Here is a 20,922-nt window from a genome sequence, read left to right as displayed (position 1 = left end):
CTGATTGCCTACCGGGTGGTCTCGAAGATGTTGGCTCCTTCCGTTACGCCCTGTACCGGTAGCGGATCCGGCCGCGGGTGAGGTCGTAGGGGCTGAGTTCCACGAGCACTCGGTCGTACGGGAGGATCTTGATGCGGTTCTTCCGGATCTTCCCGCTGATGTGGGCGAGCACCGTGTGCCCGTTCTGGAGCTCCACCTTGAAGGTGGCGTTGCGCAGGCACTCGACGACGGTGCCTTCGGCTTCTACGCCCCCTGCTGTTTTGGTCATGGTCTCTCACTTCTTTCGTTCTGCGACGGTGTCTTCGGCTTCGCTCGGTGCGACATGACGGATCGTCAGCGGCTGACGAGCTCCAGGGTGCTGGCGGTGCGCCGGGCACCGATGCTCTCGAAGAGGGCGGTGGCCGCCGCGTTGGTCTCGCTCACCTCGGCCCATGCCGAAGCGGTCCCGGAGTGGTGCAGCGAACCCAGCGCGTGGGCCAGCAGCGTCCGGGCGATGCCGCGGCGGTGTCTGTCAGCTCGGACGGCGATCAACCCGATCCGTGGCTGGCGGGTCAGCGGTGCCACCCGGATGAGTCCCACGTACTGATCCACGTGCCGCGCCACCGCGTACTTCGATGGGTCGAGCAGGGTGGTGCCCGCCGGGCGGGGCAGCACCTCGGCCGGCATCGTCCGCCATCCGACGGTGGCCTCGACCTCGTCGCGGATGAGGCGGTCCAGGGCGCGCAGCGGGCCCTCCTCCGCCTCACCGGCGGGCAGGATCGTCACGCCGGACGGTGGCCGCACCGAGCCGAGACCGGTGATGTGCGGGTCGGTGGGCACGAGATAGCCCCACTCGCGGCGTGCGGTGGCGAAGCCGGCCCGCTCCCAGGCGGACCTCGAGTCGTGGTCGGCCTCGTCGACGACGGTGTACAGCGGTGTCGGCAGGTCCGCCAGCATCGCGTCGGCAATGCGGTCGAAGACCGCGCCGTGCCACGCATCAATGCTGATGAAGAGCCGCCCGTCGGGCCGACGCGAAACGACGCCGCGGCCGACCGTCAGGTCGTCCTCCACAGCGTGCCACTGCGTGTCCGAGACCCGGGTGACCACGACCGGATGGTTGTCCGTGCCCGGAGCGGAATGCAGAAAGTTCATAGGTGTTGCCTCTCAGGAGTGCCTTGTCCGAGGCGCTCCCGGCGACACCTACGTCAATCGCCCACCGTGACGACATGGGGGAGCACCCACATGGATACAGCCTTCATGGGTCTCACCTCCTCACGTTCTCTCACGGCTGCCCAGACGCTATCAGCGGGGGCCGGTCAGCCCAACGCATTTATCCGGAGCTCTTGGTGTCCATACCGGGCCGGGCGGCGCCGTGGCTGTGTTCGCCGCCCGGCCCGGGGCCCTCAGGGGCCCGCCACGAGTTCGGGATGCTCGTGGTCGCAGGTGTCGTCGATATCGCAGGTGTCGTCGATGTCGTAGGTGTCCCAGACGGGGAACGGGTCCGTTGGCGGCAGGCTCTCGCCGTCGGCCATGAGGCAGTCGGTCAGTGCCGCGTGCAGTGCGTCCGCGTGCAGGTGCGTGCCGATGAAGACCAGTTCCTGGCACTCGGGGCTGTCGGTGGCGCGTGCAGCGGAGGGCTCGAAGCGCGCGACGGAACCGGCCTGTGGCCACATGCCCGTCACGTGCGGGCGGCTGGCGAGGGTGAGGAAGCCCTTGGAGCGCAGGATCTGTCCGTATGCGCCGCTGTCGAGTTCCTCGGTCACGAACGTCCACAACCGGTCCGGATGGAAGGGCAGTTCGGAGCGGAAGACGGTGGACGAGATGCCGTACTCCTCCGTCTCGGGGACGTGGTCGCCGTTGAGCTCCCGCACCCAGCCGGGGGCCTGTTGGGCGCGTTCCAGGTCGAACAGCCGGGTGCCCAGTACGTCGCTCACCTGCACGCGGCCGTGGATGGCCGGGACGAGACGCGCGGCCGGGTTGAGGCGGGTGAGCGTGGCCCGCAGCCGGTCGGCGGACTCCTCGTCGACGAGGTCGAGCTTGTTCAGGACGATGACGTCGGCGAACTCGATCTGGTCCATCAGCAGGTCGCTGACGGTGCGTTCGTCGTCCGCGTACTGGTCCAGGCCGCGCTCGGCGAGTTCGTCGCCGCTTGCCAGCTCGGGCAGGAAGTTCGCGGCGTCCACGACCGTGACCATGGTGTCGAGGCGGGCGAGGTCGCCGAGTGTGGCGCCGTCGTCGCGGGCGAAGGAGAAGGTCGCGGCGACCGGCATGGGTTCGGAGATGCCGGACGACTCGATGAGCAGGTAGTCGAAGCGGCCCTCGCGGGCCAGCCGGTCGACCTCCTGAAGCAGGTCGTCGCGCAGGGTGCAGCAGATGCAGCCGTTGGTCATCTCGACCAGGCGTTCCTCGGTGCGCGACAGGGCTGCCTCGCCGCCGCGCACCAGGGCGGCGTCGATGTTGACCTCGCTCATGTCGTTGACGATCACCGCGACGCGCAGGCCCTCGCGGTTGCCGAGGACGTGGTTGAGGAGGGTGGTCTTGCCCGTGCCGAGGAATCCGGACAGGACGGTGACGGGCAGTCGGCCGGAGGGATCGGACGGCATCAACGCTCAGCCCTCGGGGCGCAGCAGACCGCGCTCGTACGCCTTCACCAACCGCTGAGGCACCAGGTGTTGGACGCCGTCGACGGTGACCGGTACGAGCGCGGGCCTGGTCGCCTTCCACTGGGCGCGGCGGTGGCGGGTGTTGCTGCGGGACATCTTCCGCTTGGGAACGGCCATGAGAATCCTCCTGGTTGGGATGGTGAGCAAAGGCTACATGAAAATGAACACCATTACGAAATGACCATAGTTCATGGTTCCCTGAATTCAGGAATCTGTGTATCGTTGGCGGTGTGCTGACTGTTGCCTCCGACATCGAGGTCCTGGTCCGGTTCGGCCGGGCGCTCGCCGATCCGATCCGCTGCCGCATCCTGCTCGCCCTGCGGGAAGCACCCGCCTATCCCGCGGACCTCGCCGACGCGCTGGACATCTCGCGCACCAGGCTGTCCAACCACCTCGCCTGCCTGCGCGACTGCGGCCTGGTCGTCACCGTCCCCGACGGCCGCCGCACCCGCTACGAACTCGCCCACGAACGCCTTGGCCACGCGCTCGACGACCTGCGCACCGCCGTGGTCGCCGTCGAGGGCGACCGGACGTGCGCCGACGCCGACGACGAAGGGTGCTGCTGACCGTGAGCGCAGAGATGTCCCTGTCCCTCGGCCCCGACCCGGCCAGGCGCGGTGTGCTTGCCCGGCGGATACGGCTCCTGGTCGCCGCGACCATCACCTACAACGCCGTCGAGGCGGCCGTCGCCCTCACGGCCGGGGCCCTGGCTTCGTCCACCGCGCTGATCGGCTTCGGCCTCGACTCCGTCATCGAGGTCTCCTCGGCCGCCACCGTCGCCTGGCAGTTCTCCGCCCGCGAGCACGCGGTGCGCGAGGCCAGGGAGAAGACCGCGTTGCGGATCGTCGCGCTGTCGTTCTTCGCGCTCGCCGCCTACGTCACCGTGGACGCCGTACGGGCCCTGACCGGCACAGGAGAGGCCACGCGCTCCCTGGCCGGGATCGTGCTGGCCGCCCTCTCGCTCGTGGTCATGCCGGTGCTGTCGGCGGCCCAGCGCCGCGCCGGACGGGAACTCGGCTCCGCATCGGCCGTGGCCGACTCCAAGCAGACCCTGCTGTGCACCTATTTGTCGGGGGTCCTGCTGGTGGGCCTCCTCGTCAACGCCGTGTTCGGCTGGTCGTGGGCCGATCCGCTCGCTGCCCTGGTCATCGCCGCGGTCGCGGTGAAGGAGGGGCGTGACGCGTGGCGTGGGGAGGGATGCTGCGCGACGCCGGCGGCCGTCGCGCCGGGCGCCGGCCGGACGGAGGCGGATGCCTGCGGCTGTGCTCCGGTGCGCGACTGCTGCCCTTGACGGAGAACACTCCGGAGAACGAGTGGCGCGGGCGTTCACCGGCGCTCGCCCGCAGCCTGCCGTCGGCCGCAGTCCGGGCATACCCCGGACAACTCCACCGTGTGCCGGACGTTCGCGAACCCGGAGGTCTGCGCGATGGTGTCCGCCCATTCCTCCACCGGGCCGGAGTCGACAGGCCGGCTCAGGCCGCAGTCGGTGCAGATGAGGTAGTGGCGGTGTTCGGGTCCCGGGCGGTAGCGGAAGAGGCGTTCGCCGCTGGTGTCGCGCACCATGTCGGCCCGGCCGACGGAGGCCAGGGCGGTCAGCGTGCGGTAGACCGTGGAGAGGCCGACCGGTGAGCCGGCGGCGGCGAGCTGGTTGTGGAGGGCTTGGGCGCCGACGAAGCCGTCGGCCCGGATGAGTGCCTCGACCACGATGGTGCGTTGCTGGGTGAGGCGGCCGATCAGCGTGACGTCGTGCGACGGGGTGGGGGTGCACTGGCGGTCGGATGCCATCGAGTGCCTTCGCTCATGTGCCGGTGGGGACGGCGGTTGACGTACGAGGATCGGAGGCGGGCCGTCGTATCAGGAACGTCGCGGTGTAGACAGCTGTGGCGGCGGCCATGATGGCGAAGCTCGGCGGCATCTTCGGCACCGAGTACGAGGCGAACAGCCCCGCCCACATCTCCAGCACCGCCAGGCCGGCGGAGAGGGCGAGCGCACGGTAGGGGCGGTCGGTGAGCCTGATCGCGGCACCGGCGGGGGCGGCGAGCAGGCCGAGCAGGAGGAGGGAGCCGACCGCCTGGGTGGCCTCGGCGGCGCTGATGCCGGCCAGGGCGAGGAAGCCGTAGCCGAGCAGCCGGACCGGTATCCCGCGGGCGGCGGCCACGGCCTCGTCGAGCGTGGCGAACAGCAGCGGCCGGGCGATGAGGACCACCAGTAGGCCGACCCCCGCGGCCACCAGAGCGGCGACGGCCGCGCTGCCGGCGGAAATGCCGAAGACGGAGCCGAACAGCACACTCACCCCGGCCGTGCCGTTGGTGGTGCTGCGCGAGGTCGTGTAGAGGGTGATGAAGAAGGCGCCCAGGCCCAGGATCCAGGAGAAGACGCTCCCAATGACCACGTCGTCGGGCCGGCCCTTGCGGCTGAGGGTGCCGAAGAGCAGCGCCATGGCGATGGTGGCGGCGAACAGCCCGAGGCGAAGGTCGGCGCCGAAGGCGAGGGCGGCCATCGCGCCGGTGAAGGCGACGTGGCTGAGCGCGTCGCCGGTGAAGACCTGGGCCCGCAGCACCAGGAAGTAGCCGACCAGTCCGCAGGCCGCGGCGATGGCGGTACCGGCGAGGAAGGCGTGCAGGAAGAACGGGTGGGACAGCGGGGAGGCGGCGAGCAGGACGGTCATGCGATCACCTCCTTGGCGGTGGGCGTGGCCCCGGCTCGGGTGCGGCTGAGTACCTCGCGCAGCGAGCGCCGGCCCAGCGCGAGCAGGTATCCGGCGAAGGCGATGGTCGTCACGAAGAAGCCCAAGGGGTAGGGCGAGTAGTAGGCGGCGGTCAGCCCGAGCCAGGTCGCGGCGAAGGCCAGCAGGACGGCCAGGGACAAGCTCAACGCCGGGCGGGCGGTGAGGACTTGCGCGGTGGCGGCCGGGATCACCATGAGGGCGAACACCAGGAGGGTCCCGGTGATCTGGCTCGCCTCGGCGGTGGCCGCGCCGAGCAGGACGAGGAAGACCACCGACAGGGTGCGGACCGGGACGCCGCGCCCGGCGGCGACCTGCGGGTCGACGGAGGCGAACAGCAGTGGCCGTCCGATGAGCGCCAGCACCGCGAGCACCACCGCACCGACCACCGTCAGCACGGTCACCTGGGAGGAGGTGATTCCCAGGAAGGTGCCGAAGAGGATGGTCTGCGGTCCCTCCAGCAGCCCTCGGTACAGGGCGGTGAAGAGGAACCCGGACGCGAGCAGGAACGCCTGCACGGTGCCGGTCAGCGCGGACTCCTCGTGCTCACCGCCGCCGCGCAGGGCCGCGATGACCAGCGCGGCGGCTACACACAGAGTGAAGTAGCCGTAGACCGAGCTGAACCCGAGCAGGAGCGCTCCGGCGGCGCCGGGGAAGGCGACGGCGGAGACGGTGTGTGCGGCGAACGTCTGCCGCCGCAGTACCACGAACCACCCCACGACCGCGGAGACCACGGCCACGACCGCGCCGGCGCGGAACGCGTTGACCATGAACGGGTACGACCACATGTCCTGGAAGTCGGTCAGGAGGTTCCACGACCAGGTTGGTGCCCCCGTCTCAGCCAGCAGCATGACCGCTCCCCGGGGTGTCGTGGCGGTCGGTGTGCACGGCCGGTGCCTCCGGCTGGCCCACCACGACCAGCAGCCCGTCCGAGGTCCGCAGTACCTCGACCGGAGTGCTGTACAGCCGGGTCAGGGTCTCGGAGGTGATGACCTCGGTCGGTGTGCCGGTGGCGGCGCCGCCCTCGGCCAGGTACACGACCCGGTCCAGGTGGTGGAGTATCGGGTTCACGTCATGGGCGACCATGACCACCGACACGCCCTCGTGATGGCAGATGCGCCCGATCAGCGCCGCGACGGCGCTCTGGTTGGGCAGGTCGAGGCTGTCCAACGGCTCGTCGAGCAGGAGCAGTTCGGGTCGGCGGACCAGTGCCTGGGCGATCAGCAGCCGCTGCTGCTCGCCGCCGGAACACTGCCCGATGGGCCGGTGTGCGTACGCCGACGCCCCGACCAGCTCGATCACCTCGTCCACCCGCGCGCGAGCGGCCCGCCGACGCTCGCTCGGGAAGGGCAGCGGAACCCCCCACCGGTCACCGTCCAGGCCCATGCGCACCACGTCGATGCCGCGGATGCGCAAGGAGGCGTCGAAGCTGCGGCGTTGCGGCAGGTAGCCGATGCGGTCGTTGGCCTGCCCGGCTCGGGCGCCGAGCACCTGAACTTCACCGGCCGCCGCCGGCAGGGCGCCCAGCAGCACCTTGATCATGGTGGACTTGCCGACGCCGTTGGGGCCGAGCACGGCGGTGAACTCGCCGGCCCCGATGCGAAGGTCCACCCTCGACCACAGCGTCCGGCCGCCGACCCGCACCGCGGCACCGTGAAGGGCGACCACCGGATCGCTTCCTGTTCCTGTGGCCGTGTCGTGCCCCCCGCTTCGGCGGCTGGGGACGGTGTGGCCGCTGGTGTGTGTGACGGCTTCTCGGGCCTTCGCTATCGGGTTCATGGCTTCAGTTCACTTCCCGGTGGCCTTGGCCAGGGCCTGCTCGATGCCCTGCAGCTGGGTGGTCTGCCACTGCTGGAAGGTGGCCCCGGCAGGGGTGAGGGTCTCGGTCACCGTGGCGACCGGGATGCCCTGGGCCTTGGCCTCCTTGACCTGCGCCTGCACGTCCGGCGTGGAGTTCTGGGAGTTGTAGACGTAGATCTTGATCTTCTTGTTCTTGATCTGCTGGTCGATGGTGGCCTTGTCCTTGGCCGTGGGGTCGGAGCCCTCGCTCATGGCGTCCAGGAACGTCTCCGGGGTGAGCATCTTGAGCCCCAGGCCCTCGGCGAGCGGGGTGACGATGGACTCGGAAGCGCCGATCGGAGTGCCCGCGTACTTCGCCTTGATGTCGGTGATGAGCTTGTTGTAACCGGCGAGCGTCTTCGTCTCGAAGGTCTTCTTCTGCTGGTCGAAGTAGGCCCCGTCGGCCGGGTCGATCTTCTTGTAGTCGGCGGTGATCTTCTCGATGACCTGGTGGACGTTGTCCGGGGAGTACCAGCGGTGCGGGTTGCCGCCCGGCTTGATCCCGACGAGGTCGCCGACCTTGAGCTGGGTGCGTCCGCTGCCGGGGTTGGCGGCGAGCAGCTTGTCGGCCCAGGCGTCGTATCCGATGCCGTTGACGATCGTGTACTGGGCGCCGGCGACGGTGCGGGCGTCGGCGGCGGTCGGCTCGTATTCGTGAGGGTCGGCGTCCGGGTTGTTGATGACGCTGGTCACCTTCACGTGGCTGCCGCCGAGCTGGGAGGCGATGCTGCCCCAGAAGTTCTCGGCCGCCACCACTTGGATCGTCTTGTCCGAGCCGCTGCCGCTGCCGGTCGCGGCGGTGTCGGTGGTGTGGGAGGAGGAGGTCGAGCAGGCGGTCGCCGTCACGGCCGTCAGGGCGGCCGTCGCGGTGACCAGTGCGATCCTCGCGGTCGGCCGGGCGGAACGGGAGGCGGGGGCGGTGGACATGCGGGAGCTCCTTCGGGCGATACCGGGCGCGCGACGGACACGCGCCGGCTGTGGGGCGACACCTTTGACGCTAGATGGAAATGATTTTCAGATCAATGCCAGATGAAAACCGTTGCCATCTTTTGACCGGGCGTACGAGTGCGCGGTGCTGCGCAAGGAGGGGGTGCGGCGGGTACCGCCGGGGCAAGCGTTGGCGGCAAAGTGGCCGGCCTGATTGCCGAACGCCGGTTCTGGCAGTCGACGGCCGCGAGCGGCAGTGGTTCAGCAGTCGCGGAACTCTGGCGACTGGTTGAGGATCTGCGCCCTCAGCGAGGTGAAGCGGATGTGGGTCTCGCCGCCGCGCGCCTCGGGGTGGAAGGCGGCGACGCGGTGGCAGTTCTGGAAGGCGAGGGCGATGCCGAAGTGGCGTTCCAGGCTGCCCCGGATGGCGTCGCTGGACAGGGCGCGCAGGAGTTGGCCGCGCTCCTTCTCGGAGGGCGGCGGGGTCTGGTTGTCGGCGAACTCCGCGGCGCCGGAGCGCAGTTCCTCCGCGAGGCGGGCGATGAGGTCGTAGGCGTACGGCAGGGAGGTGCGCACCGTTTCCACGAAGTCCTGCTCCCGTACCTCGCCGTTCTCGGCTTCGGCGAGGAGCTGCGGGGAGACGTCGAGTGACATGAAGGGCTGTCCTGTTCTCTTGCTCGGGGTTCTGGTCTTGGGGAGTGGGGGTCAGGCGAAGGCGGTCAGTGATGCGGGGCCGTGCCGGAAGTCCGGGTCGACCTGAGTGGCGAGGTCCTGGCCGGTGGCCTCGTTGGCCCAGGCGGCGGCGTTGCGCAGGTGGAACTGAACGGCGTGCTCCTGGAAGGCTGCCCAGTCCTTGGGGCGGGCGTCCACGGCCGCGCGCAGCAGGTCCAGGGTGTGGGTGTTGTGCGGCTCCAGCTCGCCATGGCCGCGGCCCTGTTCCTGTGCGCGCACGTAGGAGGACTGCTCGCAGTGCGCGAGCAGGTCGTCGCCGACGTGCTTCTTGAGGTAGAGCAGGTCCTCCTCGCCGGTGACCTTGTTGCCGACGACGGCGATCGGGATGCCGAACTCGGCTGCGTGGTCGCGGTACTGGCGGTACACCGAGGCGCTCTTGCGGGTCGGCTCGACGACCAGGAACGTCATGTCGAAGCGGGTGAACAGGCCGGAGGCGAAGGCGTCGGCGCCGGCGGTCATGTCGACGACGACGTACTCTCCGGGGCCGTCCACGAGGTGGTTCAGGTACAGCTCGACCGCGCCGAGCTTGGAGTGGTAGCAGGCCACTCCGAGGTCGCTCTCGTCGAAGGTGCCGCTGACCATGAGCGGTACGCCGCCGACCTCCTGGACGTGGTGGCCGTGGATCTCGTCGTCGCCGAGCAGCCGCAGCAGCCGGGAGCCGCGTCCAGGCGGGGTTGTCTTGACCATGGCGTCGCGGGACGGGATCCGCGGATTGGCGCCCCGCAGGTAGTCCTTGATCTCGCCGGTGCGCGCGCTGAGCGGCGGCGCGGCGAAGACCTCGTCCTCGTCGAGGCCGAAGGCGTGGGCCAGGTGCTGGTTGATGTCGCCGTCGATCGCGACGACCGGCGCCCCCGAGTGCGCCAGGTGGCGGGAGAAAAGGGCCGACAGGGTCGTCTTGCCGCTGCCGCCCTTGCCGACGAAGGCAACACGCATGCTAACCGCCACCCCCTCTATTGAAAATGGATGTCATGCGCATAGGCTGGTGGTGCGGCCAGGTGCTGTCAAATCCCCGGTGCGTCAACTCGCCGACCGCTGCGGTGGGTTGGGCCTCCGCGGCGGCAAACAGGGGATCTCTTCCACTCATGCGGAGGAAACACGGAGATGAGCGATACCGCCGGCGACCGTCAGAGCCGCCCTTTCACCCTTGTCGTCTGCGGCTCATGCCCTGCCGCCGCGAGGGGAGGGGCGATGAACGGGCTGCGTCACGCGCTCCGGGAGTGCCCGCACGCGGTGATGGTCTCCACCGGTTGCCTGGGAAAAGTGCTGCATTGCCAAGGCGGCCGCGGGCTGCAAGGCGCTGTGCAGCCCTGCGGGATCGACCGCAGGCCCACTGGGATGGTGGTACGCCTCGGTCCGCTGGTCACGGAAGCCGATGCCGAGGCGGTGGGGGTGTGGCTGCGGGCCGGGATGCCCGACGACGGCACACTGCCCGACCGGCTCCGGGCGGCCCCGGCGCCGCAGCAGGTCGCCCCCCTCAACTGACGTGCTGCTACTGGTGGTGTGCGTCAGTCGAGGTCGCGGACGCCGAGGCGCAGGTGCTCGATGTGGTGGACGGCCTGGTCGAGGAGTCGGGCGACGTGGTCGTCGTAGAGGCTGTAGACGATGCGGCGGCCGTCGCGGCGGCCGGTGACCAGGCCGAGGGCGCGCAGCAGGCGCAGTTGGTGGGAGACGGACTGTTCCATGCCGACGGCGGCGGCGAGTTCGCCGACCGGGTAGGGCCGTTGCCGCAGGGCGGTGAGGATCAGCAGGCGGGACGGTGTGGCCAGGGCCTGGAGCGTTGTGGCGACGGAGGAGGCGGTGGCTTCGTCGAGCCGGGCGGCCGCGAGGACGTCGCGGCCGCCGGCGTCGAGGTCATCGGCGTGCACGGGCGCGGGCCTCGCGCGGTGGGCGGATGAGCTGGAGTGCCAGGGCGGCTGGCGGTTCGGCGATGCCGGGTCCGCCCTGCGCTGCCCAGCTCAGCAGGTCGTCGGTGCTGTCGTCGTCCATGGCGAAGCCGACCCAGACTGCGCGGCCTCCGGCCCGGCGCCCGGCGGTGGAGGGCTGGACGACGATGACGTTGGCCTGGTCGCAGGGGCCGAGGCAGTCCGTCGTGCGGACCTGGTAGCCGTGCTGTGCCGCGCCGGCGCGCAGGCGTTCCAGTTGCCAGGCGTGGTCGGTGCTCGGGTGCTTGCGGGGGTTGCCGCAGCAGCAGCCCCGGCACATGACGAGCGTGCAGGGGCGGGGAGCGGCCGCCCGGATCACAGACCGGTTCACAGCGCGGTCCGGGACGGCACGCAGTACGTCTGGATCCGGCCGTCCCGCCAGGCGACGGCCAGCAGGTGAGGGCCTGCCCAGGCCAGCGCCCCGACCGCCGCACCGGTGCCGTCCAGTTCGCGCGCCGGGCGCAGGCGTGCCTGCGGCCGCCCGGCCGTGGCGTGCCACAGGGCTACGGTGCCGTCGGCGCCGCCGCTGGCCAGATGCCCGGCCGCGCCCGGACGCCAGGCGAGCGCGGTGACCGTCTCGTGGCAGCGCAGGGAGCGCGGTGCCGTGCCCTCCGGGCCCTTGCCGGAGAAGTCCCACACGGTCACGTCGGGTGCGCCGTCGGCGGCCAGCCAGAAGCCGGTGTCGTCGAAGGCGAGGCGGGAGACCTTCTCCGGGTAGCCGGACATGGTCAGCTCGCCGCCGTCGCGGGCACGCCAGATATGGATGGAGGCGTCCTGGTTGCCGCTGCAGATCCACCGCCCGGTGGGCGCGACGGCGAGTGCGAGGTGGGAGCCGACGTAGGGGTAGGTGGCGACCGGCTTCTCAGTGTGCCGCTCGTGGCAGCGCACGGCGCCGTACGCCGCCACAGCCAGGCGTCGTCCCTGCCGCATCCAGGCGAGGTCGGTGACGGTGGACGCGGCTGGCTCCGTGCGCCACAACTCGCCTCCGTCCGTGTCGAGTACGAGCGCGCGACGGCCGGAGGCGACCGCGACCCGAGTGTTGTCGGCCCAGGCGGCGGCGGCCGACCAGGCACCGGACTCCCGCACCGTCGTACGCCCGTCGGAGCGGCGCCACAGGGCGTATCCCAGGGGGCCAGTCGCCACCACGTGCCGGGCATCCGGGGAGAGCGCGACCGCGAGTGCGCCTCCGGGAAGGTCGAACGCGCCGATCTCGGCGCCCATCGCCGCGTCGAGGAGCTTCACCGTCCCCTCGGCCCCGGCGACGGCGACCAGATCACCCCGCGCCCTCAGCGCGACGGGTGCGTCGTCGACGCCGGCCTCCCAGGCGAGCGGGGACTGAACCGTCGTACTCACGCGGCCGCTCCCGCCGTGGTCAGGCAGTCGGCGAAGCCGCGTTCGAGCCCCTCGCGGTCGAGGTTGCGGCCGATGAACACCAGCTTGTTCGTGCGGGTTTCGCCTTCGAGCCAGTCGCGTCCGAAGGTGCCGTCCAGCAGCATGTGCACGCCCTGGAAGACGTACTGCTTGGGCGCTCCGGCGATGGCGAGGATGCCCTTGGAGCGGAAGAGGTCGACGCCCTTGGTGCGGAGCAACTGGCCGAGCCAGGCGTTGAGCCGGTCCTCGTCGAGTTCGCCCGCCAGCTCGATGCCGACCGAGGTGACGGTGGTGTCGTGCTGGTGCTCGGTCTCGGTGAGGAAGGCAGGGTCGTCGGCGAGCACCCGCTCCAGGTCGAACGCGCCCACGTCCAGCACTTCGTGCAGATTGATGCGCGCGTGCTGTGCGGGGATGATCCGCACTCCGCCGTTGATGGCCCGGATACGGCGCACGACCTGTCCGATGGTCTCCTCGTCGGCCAGGTCGGTCTTGTTGAGGACGACGCGGTCGGCGAAGGCGATCTGCTCGACGGCCTCGTTCTCCACGCCCTCCGGCTTGACCTCGTCCAGGTGCTGGAGCACGTGGGCGGCGTCGACGAGGGTGACGATGGCGTCCAGCCGCAGCTGGGCGGCGATCTCGTCGTCCATGAAGAAGGTCTGCGCGACAGGTGCGGGGTCGGCCAGTCCGGTGGTCTCGATGAGGATGTGGTCGAACTTCTCGCGGCGCCGCATCAGCGCGCCCAGGATGCGGATCAGATCCCCGCGCACGGTGCAGCAGATGCAGCCGTTGTTCATCTCGAAGATCTCTTCCTCGGCGTCGAGGACCAGGGCGTCGTCGATGCCGACCTCGCCGAACTCGTTCTCGATGACCGCGATCCTCATGCCGTGGTTCTCGGTGAGGATGCGGTTGAGGAGGGTGGTCTTGCCGGAGCCGAGGAAGCCGGTCAGGACGGTGACGGGCACCCTCCCCCAGACTTCGTCCGGGGGTGCCCCCACGTCGCGCGGCTCGCCGGGTTCGGGGGAGGTCAAGTCGGTCTCCTAGTCGTGCTGTTCAGGTGTGGCGAGGAGGGCGGCCCGCAGGTCGTCCTCGGTGATCTGGTCGGCGGGGCGGTGCAGCGTCCAGCGGCGGGCGTCGCCCTCCATCGGCAGCACGACGACGACCGTTTCCAACGGCGGGCAGTCCGGTTCGGTGCAGGCGAGCTGGCGGATCAGGACGGCGGTGTCGTCGTCGAGATCGAGCAGGGTACGCACGGTCTCCTTCAGCTCGCGCAGCTGCGGACTGGGTCCCGGAGGCCCGGGCCGCGATCCCAGTGGCATGGCTGTTCCTCTCCTCCCTCTCCGTCCCCGGACGGCCGGCCTCCGTCGGTGTGGGGCAGACAGCCGGCGCAGACGCCGGTGAGTTCGACGGTGTGCTCGACCGCGGTGAAGCCGGTCGCGGCGGCGATCCGGCCCGCCCACTCCTCCACGACCTCGGAGTCCACCGGGCGGCTGCGGCCGCAGCCGCGGCACATCAGGTAGTGGCGGTGCCCGTCGGCCGGGCGCAGCCGGTAGAGCCGCCCGCCGGTCTCGTCGCGTACGACGTCCACGCTGCCGTCCGCCTCCAGCTCGCGCAGGGCGCGGTAGACGGTGGTCAGGCCGATCGCGTGGTCGCCGGCCACCAGAAGGGCGTACAAGTCCTGGGCCGACACGAAGTCCTGGCAGCCCGCGAGTGCCCGCGTGACCGCCTTGCGTTGTCGGGTCGTCCGGCCGCTCATGGCGCATCACCCCCTGTGGCTCGTGCCGGGTCGGCACGCTCCACCGTAGATGGAAATGAAATCCATGTCCATATGAACCAGTCATGTGCGGCTTGGTTGGCGACGCCTGGTTCAGCAGTGCTGCCGGGGCAATCGGACGGCAGGTCCTTGCGGGTGCGGGCTGTCAGGCCGGTGCCTTCGGGACGGTGGAATGTGACGGGAACCTCCCCGTGGAGCACCTCCCGGACTCCCGACCCGCGTCGATAATGACCTTGTGCGCTCGCTAGCCAGGAATGCCGTCCTGCCCCTGACGCTGGTCATCATCGGGACAGCCGCAGTGGTGGGCGACGCCGCGTGGGAAACTCATACGGCCAGAAGCAGTGGGCGCAGCGGTTTCGGCAAGTCCGGCGAGCGGGGCCAGTCCCCGCAGGACCAGGACCAGGACCAGGCCCTCTCCGCGACGGCCCCGGCCAAGGACGGCACCGCGTACACCCCCCGCAGGACCGAGGAGAACGCCCGGATCGGCGCGGTCTTCGAGAAGGACGACCAGGGCGCCCACTTCTGCACGGCGAGCGTGGTGCGGAGTCCGGGCCGGAACATGCTGATCACCGCGGCCCACTGCGCCTTCGACGCCGACTCCGGACAGCCACTGAACGACCTGGTCTTCGCCCCCGGCTACCGCAACGGCGACGAACCCACCGGCCTGTGGAAGGTCAGCAAGGTGGTCGTCGACGACCGCTGGGCCAAGTCGCAGGACGAGGACCTCGACGTCGCCTTCCTCGTCCTGGACCAGAAGGACGGCAAGGACATCCAGGACGTCCTGGGCGGCAACACCTTCGGCATGAACCGCGGCTTCGACAACAAGGTCAAGATCACCGGCTACCCCGCCAGCCGGGACACCCCGATCTCATGCCAGAACCGCACCACGAAGTTCAGCGACACCCAGCTGCGCATCCAGTGCACCGGTCTCGAGGACGGGACCAGCGGCAGCCCCTGGCTCGCCGACTACGACCCCAAGAGCCACACCGGCACCGTCATCGGCGTCCTGGGCGGCCACGAGGGCGGCGGAGACCAGGACGATGTGTCCTACGCCGCGTACTTCGACGACGACATTGCCAAGCTCTACCGACGAGCCCAGGACGAGGACTGAGCCCAGTTCATCCGCACACCTCGGCACCCAGACGCCCCTCGGTCTCCTCGGCGTCGCCGCCAAGGCCGCGATGCCCGCGACGAACCCAGACGGCCGGGTGCAACGAGCGCCAGGCTGAGACGCACCTCGGCGCCGCCGCCCGCGTCGACTCCGCTCTCGTGGCCTCTCGGCTTCAACACCCTGCTGGACACGGCTCGCCCGTACCAGACCGCCGCGGTCAACGACGTACGGACACAGCCGCAGGATCTCGCCGCCGCCCGTCCGACCACGATCGCCGCCTGAGGCCATCAACACGGTGGGGGCAACCCGGAGCGCCTAGCCAGCGAGGCGTTCTTCGCCGCGCTGTTCGGGGTCAGCCCTGTCGAGCGTTCGTCTGACCGTTCGGGCCATGGTCGACGAAGGACCGCTGGCAAGGCGGCCACAAGGCTGACCGTCAATTCCGGTCACGAGTGGGCGAAGAGTCAGCTCGTTGTCAGCCCGTCCAGGCCAGGTTGAGCGCCGGTTCGGACGAAGCCATCCTGCTGTGGTCGGGTCAGACGGTTGTACGGAAGCAGTGGGACGGTTGCGCAGTGCTGTCCCGGACGGGGGTCTGACTCATGAGATCCATGACCGACGTGTCCAGTCACGGACCTGCCGACTGCCGTTGCGGGACGCTGCCTGCCACCGAGCCACAGGGCGTGTCCCCATAGGGGCCTTGCCGAGTTTCCGGCGCCATCACGGTTCAGACCGCCCGAGCAGGGCCGGTGCCATCCACCAGCACGTCACGCGCGGAGAGGCAAACCACCATGACGACCAGAGAGCGCAGCACCTCCTCCAACACGGATCCGCCCGTTCGGCGCGAGGTCGTCCTGGGCGTGGACACGCACGGCGAGGTGCATGTCGCTGCCGTGGTCTCCCCGCTCGGGAAGATCTTGGGGACCGAGTCCTTCCCGGCGACGGCGGCCGGCTACCGGCAGCTGCTCGCGTGGGCCCGTAAGCGGGGACGGTGCGCCGGGCGGGTGCGGAGGGCACTGGCACCTTTCGGGGCGGGCTTGTCCCGTTACCTGCTGGCTCAGCGGGTCCAGGTGTACGAGGTGAACCGGCCCGACCGCTCGGCCCGTCGTCTGCTGGGGAAGTCGGACCCGCTCGATGCGCAGGCTGCCGCGCGGGCCGTGCTCAGTGGTCGCGCTCAGGCCCGGGCCAAGTCCGGCGACGGTCCGGTGCACAGCGCCCGGTTGTTCAAGCTTGCCGAGGACTCCGCGGTCAAGGCCCGTACTCAGGCGATCAACCAGCTCAAGGCCGTCCCGGTAATCGCTGATGCCGCCCTGCGGGAACAGCTGTCCAGCCTGGGCAATGCCGAGCTGTTCCACACCTGCGCACGCCTCGGCCCACCCGACGGTGGGGGAGGCGAGGACGCGGTGGCACAGGCCACCCACCTGACGTTGCGCATGCTCGCCGAGCGCATCGAGCAGCTCACTGCTCAGATCGACGAGCTGAACCAACGCCTGACCCGGCTCGTCGAACGCCACGCCCCACAGCTACTCGAACAGGTGGGCATCGGCCCGGACAGCGCCGTCACTCCTGATCACCATGGGAGACAACCCCGAGCGACTGAACACCGAGGCGTCCTTTGCTGCCCTTTGCGGAGTCAGCCCCATCGAGTACTCCTCCGGCCGTCGGAGCACGCGCCGGCTCAACTACGGCGGCGACCGCCAGGCCAACGCGGCCCTGCACCGGATCGTCTTCACCCGCCTGCGCCACGACCCGCGCACCAAGGCGTACCACGAACGCCGCACCCAGGAGGGCAAGACCCGCCGTGAGATCATCCGATGCCTCAAGCGATACGCAGCTCGCGAGGTATTCAACCTGGTCAGACCGGTTGCCCGCACCCCCGCGTCATAGGGGCGTCGGTGAGAGCTGCGTTCGACGGCAAGCTCCTACAGGCGCGGCCGGCGGGGGCTTCCGGGCGGGTGTGCTGCAGCTCCGGCGTCGGCACGGCTGCCCTCGGGTTCTCCTCCCTGCGCCCTGGCGCCGAGTGCTCGGCAAATCCGGCCGGGGTCCTTGGCGACCAACAGTCATAGCCTTCGCCCCTGCATAGTCGAACGCCCCTGGAGGCGTCTGAGGCGATGCCTGCCCCCGCCGAGGGGCGCACGGGCTTCTCGTCCGCAGGCTGTTCATGGTCGCGGAAGCTGCGACCTGTTCCGCCTGATGGACGCTGCCGACCGACATCGTCCGCCCCCTGCCGGCCCGCGAGGTGCGGGTGGACCGCGAGACGCTCGCCCTCGGGTACGCGGGCGTGTACCGCGGCGCGCCGTCACGGCCTGGACACCCGGGCGATCCTTGTCGAAGCCGGCCGGCGCAGGATGGTCGGCGGCCAGGCGGACATGATCACGGACATTGCGCTCGACCTCGCGGCGGCCGGTTGCGTCGACTGGCGCGAGTGATCGGTGCGGTGGCTGTGGTGGCCCGGCGGGGCCGGTGCCGCCGCTGTCCACGTCACAGGACGGACGGCGATGTCAGCGGCTCGTGTCGGCGTCCCCTTCGTCATTCGGAGGGTCTCCCTGTCTCCTGCCGCCCGGAGGGGAGCCGTCCCCGTGCTCTTCCAGCAGTTCTAGGAGCGCGGCATCCGCTCTTTTCTGGTCTTCCTTCGTCAGCTCGAGCGGTGCGTTGTTGTAAACGGTGTAGCGATCTGGATCGATGATGTTGGCGGCCCTCAAGCTGAACGTCAGCAAGGGGCGCCAACCCTTGCGGTGGCCGACCCGCACCTGTATCTGGGCCTTGTAGTCACGGGCCTCCGGGAGGAATCCGGAAAACGGTGCCTCGAACTCGAGGAAGAGCTGTTGCGCCTCTCTGCCGGGCACGACGAACCCTGCCGGCAGCTTCGCCTCCTCGTCCGGCCCCGGTTGGAGCCGGGACGGGGAGGACACCCACAGGAGGGGTAGATGAGAGGCGGGCTCATCGGGGAAGGTCAGGATGAGGTCCTGCACGACGATCGGCTTGGGACCGGTGTTGTGCAGGACGAGCGGCAGTCGTAGGCGTGCCGTGGAACCGTGGACGATCGCCGCGAAGGAATGAGGTTCCCACGCCTGCAGGCGTCCCTGTCGGGCGTTGAGCCACCAGAACGACGCGACGGTGAAGAGCAGTGCGCAGACTGATACCACACTGGCGCCGGTAAGCGATGAGGACGCGATCTGATCCGCCGCGACCGTCAGCGGAACCACAGATTCAGTCTGCCAGCCCCGCCGTGGGCCCGCTAACAGGACGAGTGGCCGCCGGCAGTCTCCAGGAACGGGTCAGAGGCCGGCGAGGAGTGCGAGATACCAGGCGACCAGGGCCGCGCATGTCACCGCGGGGAGGAGCTTGGTCAGCCCGTCGCCCTTGCGTACGTGCGTCGTCACGGCACCGGCGAGCAGCATCAGCAGCCCGATGCCGGCCAGCCCGCCGCACAGCGGTACGACCGGGCCGAGGGCCACGCCGATGGCGCCCGCCAGCTCCAGCCCGCCGATGACCCGGTAGGCCGCAGTGGTGAAGCCGGCGTGGGCGGCCAGCTCGGGCATCGGACCCAGGGCCAGGATCTTGGCCGCGCCCAGCAGGGCGAAGATCAACGCGATGAGACAGGTCAGCGAGGCGGAGAGGATCACGAGACGCCTTCGGGGGTGTGCGGACGACGGGCCTGGCGGCGTTCGGCTCCCAGGCCGGCGAAGTGGGCGATCAGGTCGGGGTTGTCGACCGCGGAGGGGTTGAGGACCTGCTCGGCGGGGGCGCCCTGGAGGAGGCGCTTGACCGGGACCTCGAGTTTCTTGCCGGTTCTGGTGTGCGGGATGGCCGGTACGGCGAGGATCTCGTCGGGGACGTGGCGGGGTGAGGCGCCGGTGCGGATCGCGTCACGGATCCGGTCGCACAGGGACTCGCATCACGCGCCCCAGTAGGCGCTGGCAGATGTATCCGTTGGGCCTGCTGTTCGGGCTCGGCTTCGACACCGCCACAGAGGTTGCCCTGCTGGTGCTGGCCGGCTCAGGAGCGGCCTCCGGTCTGCCCTGGTACGCCATCCTCTGCCTGCCGGTGCTCTTCGCGGCAGGCATGAGCCTGCAGGACACCATCGACGGCACGTTCATGAACTTCGCCTACGGGTGGGCCTTTTCCAAGCCAGTACGGAAGGTCTACTACAACCTCACCATCACCGGCCTGTCCGTCGCCGTCGCGCTGATCATCGGCACGGCCGAGCTGCTGGGCCTGCTCGCCGACAAGGCAGGCCTGCACGGCGCTTTCTGGGACTGGGTCGGCGGCCTGAGTCTGAACACTCTGGGCTTCGTCGTCGTCGGCCTCTTCTTCGTCGCATGGGCCGCGGCGCTGGCCGTGTGGAAGTTCGGGCGGATCGAGGAGAAGTGGAGCGCTGGGCTGCGGCCGGCCGAGCAGCAGGGCGACTGACGGCAATTGACACGTGAGCTCGGCGGATGCAGCTCCAACCGTTTCGCCGGAAGAGTGGACGGGGCCGCCGGCACAGCTGTGTCACCCAGTGGACGGGAGTCGGGCGAGGATATGGCTGAGGAACTCCTCGCCGGCGAGCTGGGCCACGACGCGTACCGGTACCGGTGTCCCAGCGTGTGGTGGCTGCCGTGCCGCCGGTGCGGAACGCCAGGTCTCGCAGCGCCAGGCCCAGTGCTGGGCGTCGGCCCCAAGGCGCGGAGTACCCCACCACGACGTCCCTCTGTCTCCCGGCACCCTCCTGGCCTCTACACCGACGGACTCATCGAAATCCCCGGCAGCGACCACGAAACCGCCCTCGCCGACCTCGCGGCAGCGCTCTCCAAAGCCACCGGCCCGCTGGACGACGTCGCCGACACACGTCTCGCCCACGCCCAGCCATCAGGAGACCGCGCCGACGACTCGGCCCTCCTGCTGGTGCAGATCTACTGAGGCCCGCGTCGGCGCTGCCGCGACGGCTGGACCTCGCCGGAGGGCGACAGCCGGGCCGCGCACCTGCACAGGGGGATCAAGCGCGGTTGGGCCCGTACTGGGGGCCGAGAACGGCGACTGCCTTTTTGAGCTCTTCGCCGACGTCGTCGAGACGATCCGCTTCTGCGGGGTCGATCGCTGCACTGATCGCCGCTATCGGACTGCCGTCGGATGCCAACAGGGGCGTGGCCACGGCAAAAGCATCCTTGAACGTGACTCCGCGGTTGAAGGCGAGTCCGCGGGAGCGGATCTCGGGCAGCTCCGCGAGGAACTGCCGGACCTCTCCTGTCTGCTCGGCACTGGCCAGCTCCAGGAGCCGGTACATCTCCTCGTCGGGGACATGGGCGAGCAGCGTCTTACCGGCAGCGGTCGTGTAGAGGGGGCGGCGGGCGTGGGTGCGCGCGACGAAGGTCAGGCCCGGTGACTCCTGACCGGCGTTGTCCGTGTAGACGAGAGCGTCCCCGACGCGCACCCCGGCGAGGACCGTGCAGCCGAGGACCTTGCTCAACTCGGCCAGGAAGTTGTGATCGAGTGAAAGGGCGGCCAGCTTGTTCGCGCGCGCGGCGAGGATGAAGGGCCCTGGTCCGAGGTGGAACCGGCGGTCGTCCTCCATGAGATAGCCGCGGGCGAGAAGGCCGTTGGTCAGCTCCTGAACGGAGCTCTTCGCCGCCTCCAGGGTGGCTGCCAGCTCAGCCAGTGTCACGCCCCGCGGGCTCAGGGCCACGGCTTCAAGGATCCCGATCACTCGGTCAACCGTGCGGTGAGGGCGGACGGGCATGCGGCTGATGTTAGCACCGTCCCGTCCGCCATAACTCTGCGCACGAGTCTTGTCACGGAGGCGCGGGGCACCGTAGCGTCCCCGGCGTACGGAAATCCGGTGCAACATACGTAAATACGTACGCTGCATCACCGTACCCCCACGTCGCATGTCCGGAAGGTCGGCACTT

General features: G+C 69.9%; 26 protein-coding genes and 4 pseudogenes. 9 read left to right on the top strand and 21 right to left on the bottom strand.

Annotated features, from left to right (window positions below):
• Positions 1-43 precede the first annotated feature (43 nt).
• From infA to rpmF, 4 genes are all read right to left on the bottom strand, one after another.
• Positions 44-268 carry a translation initiation factor IF-1 gene (gene infA, locus ACFYOH_RS39740; RefSeq protein ID WP_103817901.1) on the bottom strand — a complete coding sequence of 75 codons (225 nt, stop codon included), beginning with the start codon at positions 266-268 and terminating at the stop codon, positions 44-46.
• A gap of 65 nt (positions 269-333) precedes the next feature.
• Positions 334-1,131 (bottom strand): GNAT family N-acetyltransferase, encoded by a 798-nt coding sequence (locus tag ACFYOH_RS39735; protein WP_388636018.1) that lies wholly within the window; start codon positions 1,129-1,131, stop codon positions 334-336.
• 251 nt (positions 1,132-1,382) lie between these two features.
• Positions 1,383-2,582: a GTP-binding protein gene (locus ACFYOH_RS39730; protein WP_388636016.1), complete on the bottom strand. Its 1,200-nt coding sequence runs from the start codon at positions 2,580-2,582 to the stop codon at positions 1,383-1,385.
• A 6-nt stretch (positions 2,583-2,588) separates the two neighbouring features.
• Positions 2,589-2,759: a 50S ribosomal protein L32 gene (rpmF, locus tag ACFYOH_RS39725; RefSeq protein WP_388636014.1), complete on the bottom strand. Its 171-nt coding sequence runs from the start codon at positions 2,757-2,759 to the stop codon at positions 2,589-2,591.
• A 113-nt stretch (positions 2,760-2,872) separates the two neighbouring features.
• Here rpmF and ACFYOH_RS39720 point away from each other — a divergent pair, with 113 nt between their 5' ends.
• Positions 2,873-3,208: an ArsR/SmtB family transcription factor gene (locus ACFYOH_RS39720; RefSeq protein ID WP_388636012.1), complete on the top strand. Its 336-nt coding sequence runs from the start codon at positions 2,873-2,875 to the stop codon at positions 3,206-3,208.
• Positions 3,209-3,222: 14 nt separating this feature from the next.
• A complete protein-coding gene (locus ACFYOH_RS39715; RefSeq protein WP_388636097.1) occupies positions 3,223-3,933 on the top strand; it encodes a cation transporter in 711 nt (236 codons plus the stop codon).
• 35 nt (positions 3,934-3,968) lie between these two features.
• Here ACFYOH_RS39715 and ACFYOH_RS39710 read toward each other — a convergent pair whose 3' ends face one another.
• The 7 genes from ACFYOH_RS39710 to ACFYOH_RS39680 all read right to left on the bottom strand — a co-directional run bounded on the left by ACFYOH_RS39710 (position 3,969) and on the right by ACFYOH_RS39680 (position 9,798).
• Positions 3,969-4,427 (bottom strand): Fur family transcriptional regulator, encoded by a 459-nt coding sequence (locus ACFYOH_RS39710; RefSeq protein WP_388636010.1) that lies wholly within the window; start codon positions 4,425-4,427, stop codon positions 3,969-3,971.
• 13 nt (positions 4,428-4,440) lie between these two features.
• Positions 4,441-5,310: a metal ABC transporter permease gene (locus ACFYOH_RS39705; RefSeq protein ID WP_388636008.1), complete on the bottom strand. Its 870-nt coding sequence runs from the start codon at positions 5,308-5,310 to the stop codon at positions 4,441-4,443.
• Positions 5,307-6,218, bottom strand: a complete 912-nt coding sequence (locus ACFYOH_RS39700; RefSeq protein ID WP_388636006.1) for a metal ABC transporter permease — start codon at positions 6,216-6,218, stop codon at positions 5,307-5,309. The genes ACFYOH_RS39705 and ACFYOH_RS39700 overlap by 4 nt, the downstream gene beginning before the upstream one ends.
• The gene (locus ACFYOH_RS39695; protein WP_388636004.1) at positions 6,205-7,035 is read right to left on the bottom strand and encodes a metal ABC transporter ATP-binding protein; all 831 of its coding nucleotides are present in this window, start codon (positions 7,033-7,035) and stop codon (positions 6,205-6,207) included. The genes ACFYOH_RS39700 and ACFYOH_RS39695 overlap by 14 nt, the downstream gene beginning before the upstream one ends.
• A gap of 120 nt (positions 7,036-7,155) precedes the next feature.
• Complete coding sequence (locus ACFYOH_RS39690) at positions 7,156-8,133, bottom strand: metal ABC transporter solute-binding protein, Zn/Mn family (protein WP_388636002.1); 978 nt, start codon at positions 8,131-8,133, stop codon at positions 7,156-7,158.
• A gap of 261 nt (positions 8,134-8,394) precedes the next feature.
• A complete protein-coding gene (locus ACFYOH_RS39685; RefSeq protein WP_388636000.1) occupies positions 8,395-8,787 on the bottom strand; it encodes an SCO5389 family protein in 393 nt (130 codons plus the stop codon).
• Between the two features lie 51 nt (positions 8,788-8,838).
• Positions 8,839-9,798: an ATP-binding protein gene (locus tag ACFYOH_RS39680; protein WP_388635998.1), complete on the bottom strand. Its 960-nt coding sequence runs from the start codon at positions 9,796-9,798 to the stop codon at positions 8,839-8,841.
• Between the two features lie 255 nt (positions 9,799-10,053).
• Between ACFYOH_RS39680 and ACFYOH_RS39675 the strand changes: the two genes are divergently transcribed.
• On the top strand, positions 10,054-10,347 hold the full coding sequence (locus ACFYOH_RS39675; protein ID WP_388635996.1) for a hypothetical protein: 294 nt from the start codon (positions 10,054-10,056) through the stop codon (positions 10,345-10,347).
• Between the two features lie 23 nt (positions 10,348-10,370).
• Here ACFYOH_RS39675 and ACFYOH_RS39670 read toward each other — a convergent pair whose 3' ends face one another.
• The 6 genes from ACFYOH_RS39670 to ACFYOH_RS39645 are packed head-to-tail and all read right to left on the bottom strand — an operon-like array spanning position 10,371 to position 13,911.
• Positions 10,371-10,730: an ArsR/SmtB family transcription factor gene (locus ACFYOH_RS39670; protein WP_388635994.1), complete on the bottom strand. Its 360-nt coding sequence runs from the start codon at positions 10,728-10,730 to the stop codon at positions 10,371-10,373.
• The gene (locus ACFYOH_RS39665) at positions 10,717-11,067 is read right to left on the bottom strand and encodes a (2Fe-2S) ferredoxin domain-containing protein (RefSeq protein WP_388636095.1); all 351 of its coding nucleotides are present in this window, start codon (positions 11,065-11,067) and stop codon (positions 10,717-10,719) included. Before ACFYOH_RS39665 ends, ACFYOH_RS39670 begins: the two co-directional genes overlap by 14 nt.
• Before the next feature lie 47 nt (positions 11,068-11,114).
• Entirely contained in the window at positions 11,115-12,140 is a 1,026-nt protein-coding gene (locus ACFYOH_RS39660; RefSeq protein WP_388635992.1) for a WD40 repeat domain-containing protein, read from the bottom strand.
• Entirely contained in the window at positions 12,137-13,186 is a 1,050-nt protein-coding gene (locus ACFYOH_RS39655) for a CobW family GTP-binding protein (RefSeq protein ID WP_388635990.1), read from the bottom strand. The genes ACFYOH_RS39660 and ACFYOH_RS39655 overlap by 4 nt, the downstream gene beginning before the upstream one ends.
• A gap of 9 nt (positions 13,187-13,195) precedes the next feature.
• On the bottom strand, positions 13,196-13,408 hold the full coding sequence (locus tag ACFYOH_RS39650; protein ID WP_388635988.1) for a hypothetical protein: 213 nt from the start codon (positions 13,406-13,408) through the stop codon (positions 13,196-13,198).
• An 8-nt stretch (positions 13,409-13,416) separates the two neighbouring features.
• Positions 13,417-13,911 carry a Fur family transcriptional regulator gene (locus ACFYOH_RS39645; RefSeq protein WP_388635986.1) on the bottom strand — a complete coding sequence of 165 codons (495 nt, stop codon included), beginning with the start codon at positions 13,909-13,911 and terminating at the stop codon, positions 13,417-13,419.
• Between the two features lie 253 nt (positions 13,912-14,164).
• Here ACFYOH_RS39645 and ACFYOH_RS39640 point away from each other — a divergent pair, with 253 nt between their 5' ends.
• The 4 genes and pseudogenes from ACFYOH_RS39640 to ACFYOH_RS39625 all read left to right on the top strand — a co-directional run.
• Positions 14,165-15,040, top strand: coding sequence for a trypsin-like serine peptidase (locus ACFYOH_RS39640; RefSeq protein WP_388635984.1), 876 nt, complete (start codon positions 14,165-14,167; stop codon positions 15,038-15,040).
• A 785-nt stretch (positions 15,041-15,825) separates the two neighbouring features.
• A pseudogene (locus ACFYOH_RS39635) lies at positions 15,826-16,263 on the top strand (transposase); the annotation flags it as partial.
• 346 nt (positions 16,264-16,609) lie between these two features.
• Positions 16,610-16,921: a transposase gene (locus ACFYOH_RS39630; protein ID WP_388635982.1), complete on the top strand. Its 312-nt coding sequence runs from the start codon at positions 16,610-16,612 to the stop codon at positions 16,919-16,921.
• Between the two features lie 288 nt (positions 16,922-17,209).
• Positions 17,210-17,463: pseudogene (locus ACFYOH_RS39625) on the top strand (4-hydroxy-2-oxovalerate aldolase); the annotation flags it as partial.
• Positions 17,464-17,535: 72 nt separating this feature from the next.
• Here the strand turns inward: ACFYOH_RS39625 and ACFYOH_RS39620 are convergent.
• The 3 genes and pseudogenes from ACFYOH_RS39620 to ACFYOH_RS39610 form a co-directional block, all read right to left on the bottom strand.
• The gene (locus ACFYOH_RS39620; protein ID WP_388635980.1) at positions 17,536-18,240 is read right to left on the bottom strand and encodes a hypothetical protein; all 705 of its coding nucleotides are present in this window, start codon (positions 18,238-18,240) and stop codon (positions 17,536-17,538) included.
• Positions 18,241-18,312: 72 nt separating this feature from the next.
• On the bottom strand, positions 18,313-18,660 hold the full coding sequence (locus tag ACFYOH_RS39615; protein ID WP_388635978.1) for a DoxX family protein: 348 nt from the start codon (positions 18,658-18,660) through the stop codon (positions 18,313-18,315).
• Positions 18,657-18,917, bottom strand: a pseudogene (locus ACFYOH_RS39610) (acetoacetate--CoA ligase); the annotation flags it as partial. The pseudogene ACFYOH_RS39610 and the gene ACFYOH_RS39615, both read right to left, overlap by 4 nt.
• Positions 18,918-18,931: 14 nt before the next feature.
• Here ACFYOH_RS39610 and ACFYOH_RS39605 point away from each other — a divergent pair.
• Positions 18,932-19,447: pseudogene (locus ACFYOH_RS39605) on the top strand (HoxN/HupN/NixA family nickel/cobalt transporter); the annotation flags it as partial.
• 111 nt (positions 19,448-19,558) lie between these two features.
• The gene (locus tag ACFYOH_RS39600) at positions 19,559-19,936 is read left to right on the top strand and encodes a SpoIIE family protein phosphatase (protein ID WP_388635976.1); all 378 of its coding nucleotides are present in this window, start codon (positions 19,559-19,561) and stop codon (positions 19,934-19,936) included.
• A 76-nt stretch (positions 19,937-20,012) separates the two neighbouring features.
• Here ACFYOH_RS39600 and ACFYOH_RS39595 read toward each other — a convergent pair whose 3' ends face one another.
• On the bottom strand, positions 20,013-20,753 hold the full coding sequence (locus ACFYOH_RS39595) for an IclR family transcriptional regulator (RefSeq protein WP_388635974.1): 741 nt from the start codon (positions 20,751-20,753) through the stop codon (positions 20,013-20,015).
• Between the last annotated feature and the right edge of the window lie 169 nt (positions 20,754-20,922).

The sequence above is a fragment of the Streptomyces sp. NPDC007856 genome (assembly GCF_042868225.1).
Taxonomy (GTDB): domain Bacteria; phylum Actinomycetota; class Actinomycetes; order Streptomycetales; family Streptomycetaceae; genus Streptomyces.
Note: the sequence above shows the minus strand (reverse complement) of the source record. Positions and strands in the feature narration are given on the sequence as shown.

Excerpts from the sequence above, each read along its gene's own strand:
- ACFYOH_RS39680 (WP_388635998.1), bottom strand. The coding sequence starts at position 9,798 with ATGCGTGTTGCCTTCGTCGGCAAGGGCGGCAGCGGCAAGACGACCCTG.
- ACFYOH_RS39685 (WP_388636000.1), bottom strand. The coding sequence starts at position 8,787 with ATGTCACTCGACGTCTCCCCGCAGCTCCTCGCCGAAGCCGAGAACGGC.
- ACFYOH_RS39715 (WP_388636097.1), top strand. The coding sequence starts at position 3,223 with ATGTCCCTGTCCCTCGGCCCCGACCCGGCCAGGCGCGGTGTGCTTGCC.
- ACFYOH_RS39710 (WP_388636010.1), bottom strand. The coding sequence starts at position 4,427 with ATGGCATCCGACCGCCAGTGCACCCCCACCCCGTCGCACGACGTCACG.
- ACFYOH_RS39645 (WP_388635986.1), bottom strand. The coding sequence starts at position 13,911 with ATGAGCGGCCGGACGACCCGACAACGCAAGGCGGTCACGCGGGCACTC.
- rpmF (WP_388636014.1), bottom strand. The coding sequence starts at position 2,759 with ATGGCCGTTCCCAAGCGGAAGATGTCCCGCAGCAACACCCGCCACCGC.
- ACFYOH_RS39665 (WP_388636095.1), bottom strand. The coding sequence starts at position 11,067 with ATGTGCCGGGGCTGCTGCTGCGGCAACCCCCGCAAGCACCCGAGCACC.
- ACFYOH_RS39705 (WP_388636008.1), bottom strand. The coding sequence starts at position 5,310 with ATGACCGTCCTGCTCGCCGCCTCCCCGCTGTCCCACCCGTTCTTCCTG.
- ACFYOH_RS39730 (WP_388636016.1), bottom strand. The coding sequence starts at position 2,582 with ATGCCGTCCGATCCCTCCGGCCGACTGCCCGTCACCGTCCTGTCCGGA.
- ACFYOH_RS39600 (WP_388635976.1), top strand. The coding sequence starts at position 19,559 with ATGGCTGAGGAACTCCTCGCCGGCGAGCTGGGCCACGACGCGTACCGG.
- ACFYOH_RS39690 (WP_388636002.1), bottom strand. The coding sequence starts at position 8,133 with ATGTCCACCGCCCCCGCCTCCCGTTCCGCCCGGCCGACCGCGAGGATC.
- ACFYOH_RS39700 (WP_388636006.1), bottom strand. The coding sequence starts at position 6,218 with ATGCTGCTGGCTGAGACGGGGGCACCAACCTGGTCGTGGAACCTCCTG.
- ACFYOH_RS39675 (WP_388635996.1), top strand. The coding sequence starts at position 10,054 with ATGAACGGGCTGCGTCACGCGCTCCGGGAGTGCCCGCACGCGGTGATG.
- ACFYOH_RS39735 (WP_388636018.1), bottom strand. The coding sequence starts at position 1,131 with ATGAACTTTCTGCATTCCGCTCCGGGCACGGACAACCATCCGGTCGTG.
- ACFYOH_RS39630 (WP_388635982.1), top strand. The coding sequence starts at position 16,610 with ATGGGAGACAACCCCGAGCGACTGAACACCGAGGCGTCCTTTGCTGCC.
- ACFYOH_RS39595 (WP_388635974.1), bottom strand. The coding sequence starts at position 20,753 with ATGCCCGTCCGCCCTCACCGCACGGTTGACCGAGTGATCGGGATCCTT.
- infA (WP_103817901.1), bottom strand. The coding sequence starts at position 268 with ATGACCAAAACAGCAGGGGGCGTAGAAGCCGAAGGCACCGTCGTCGAG.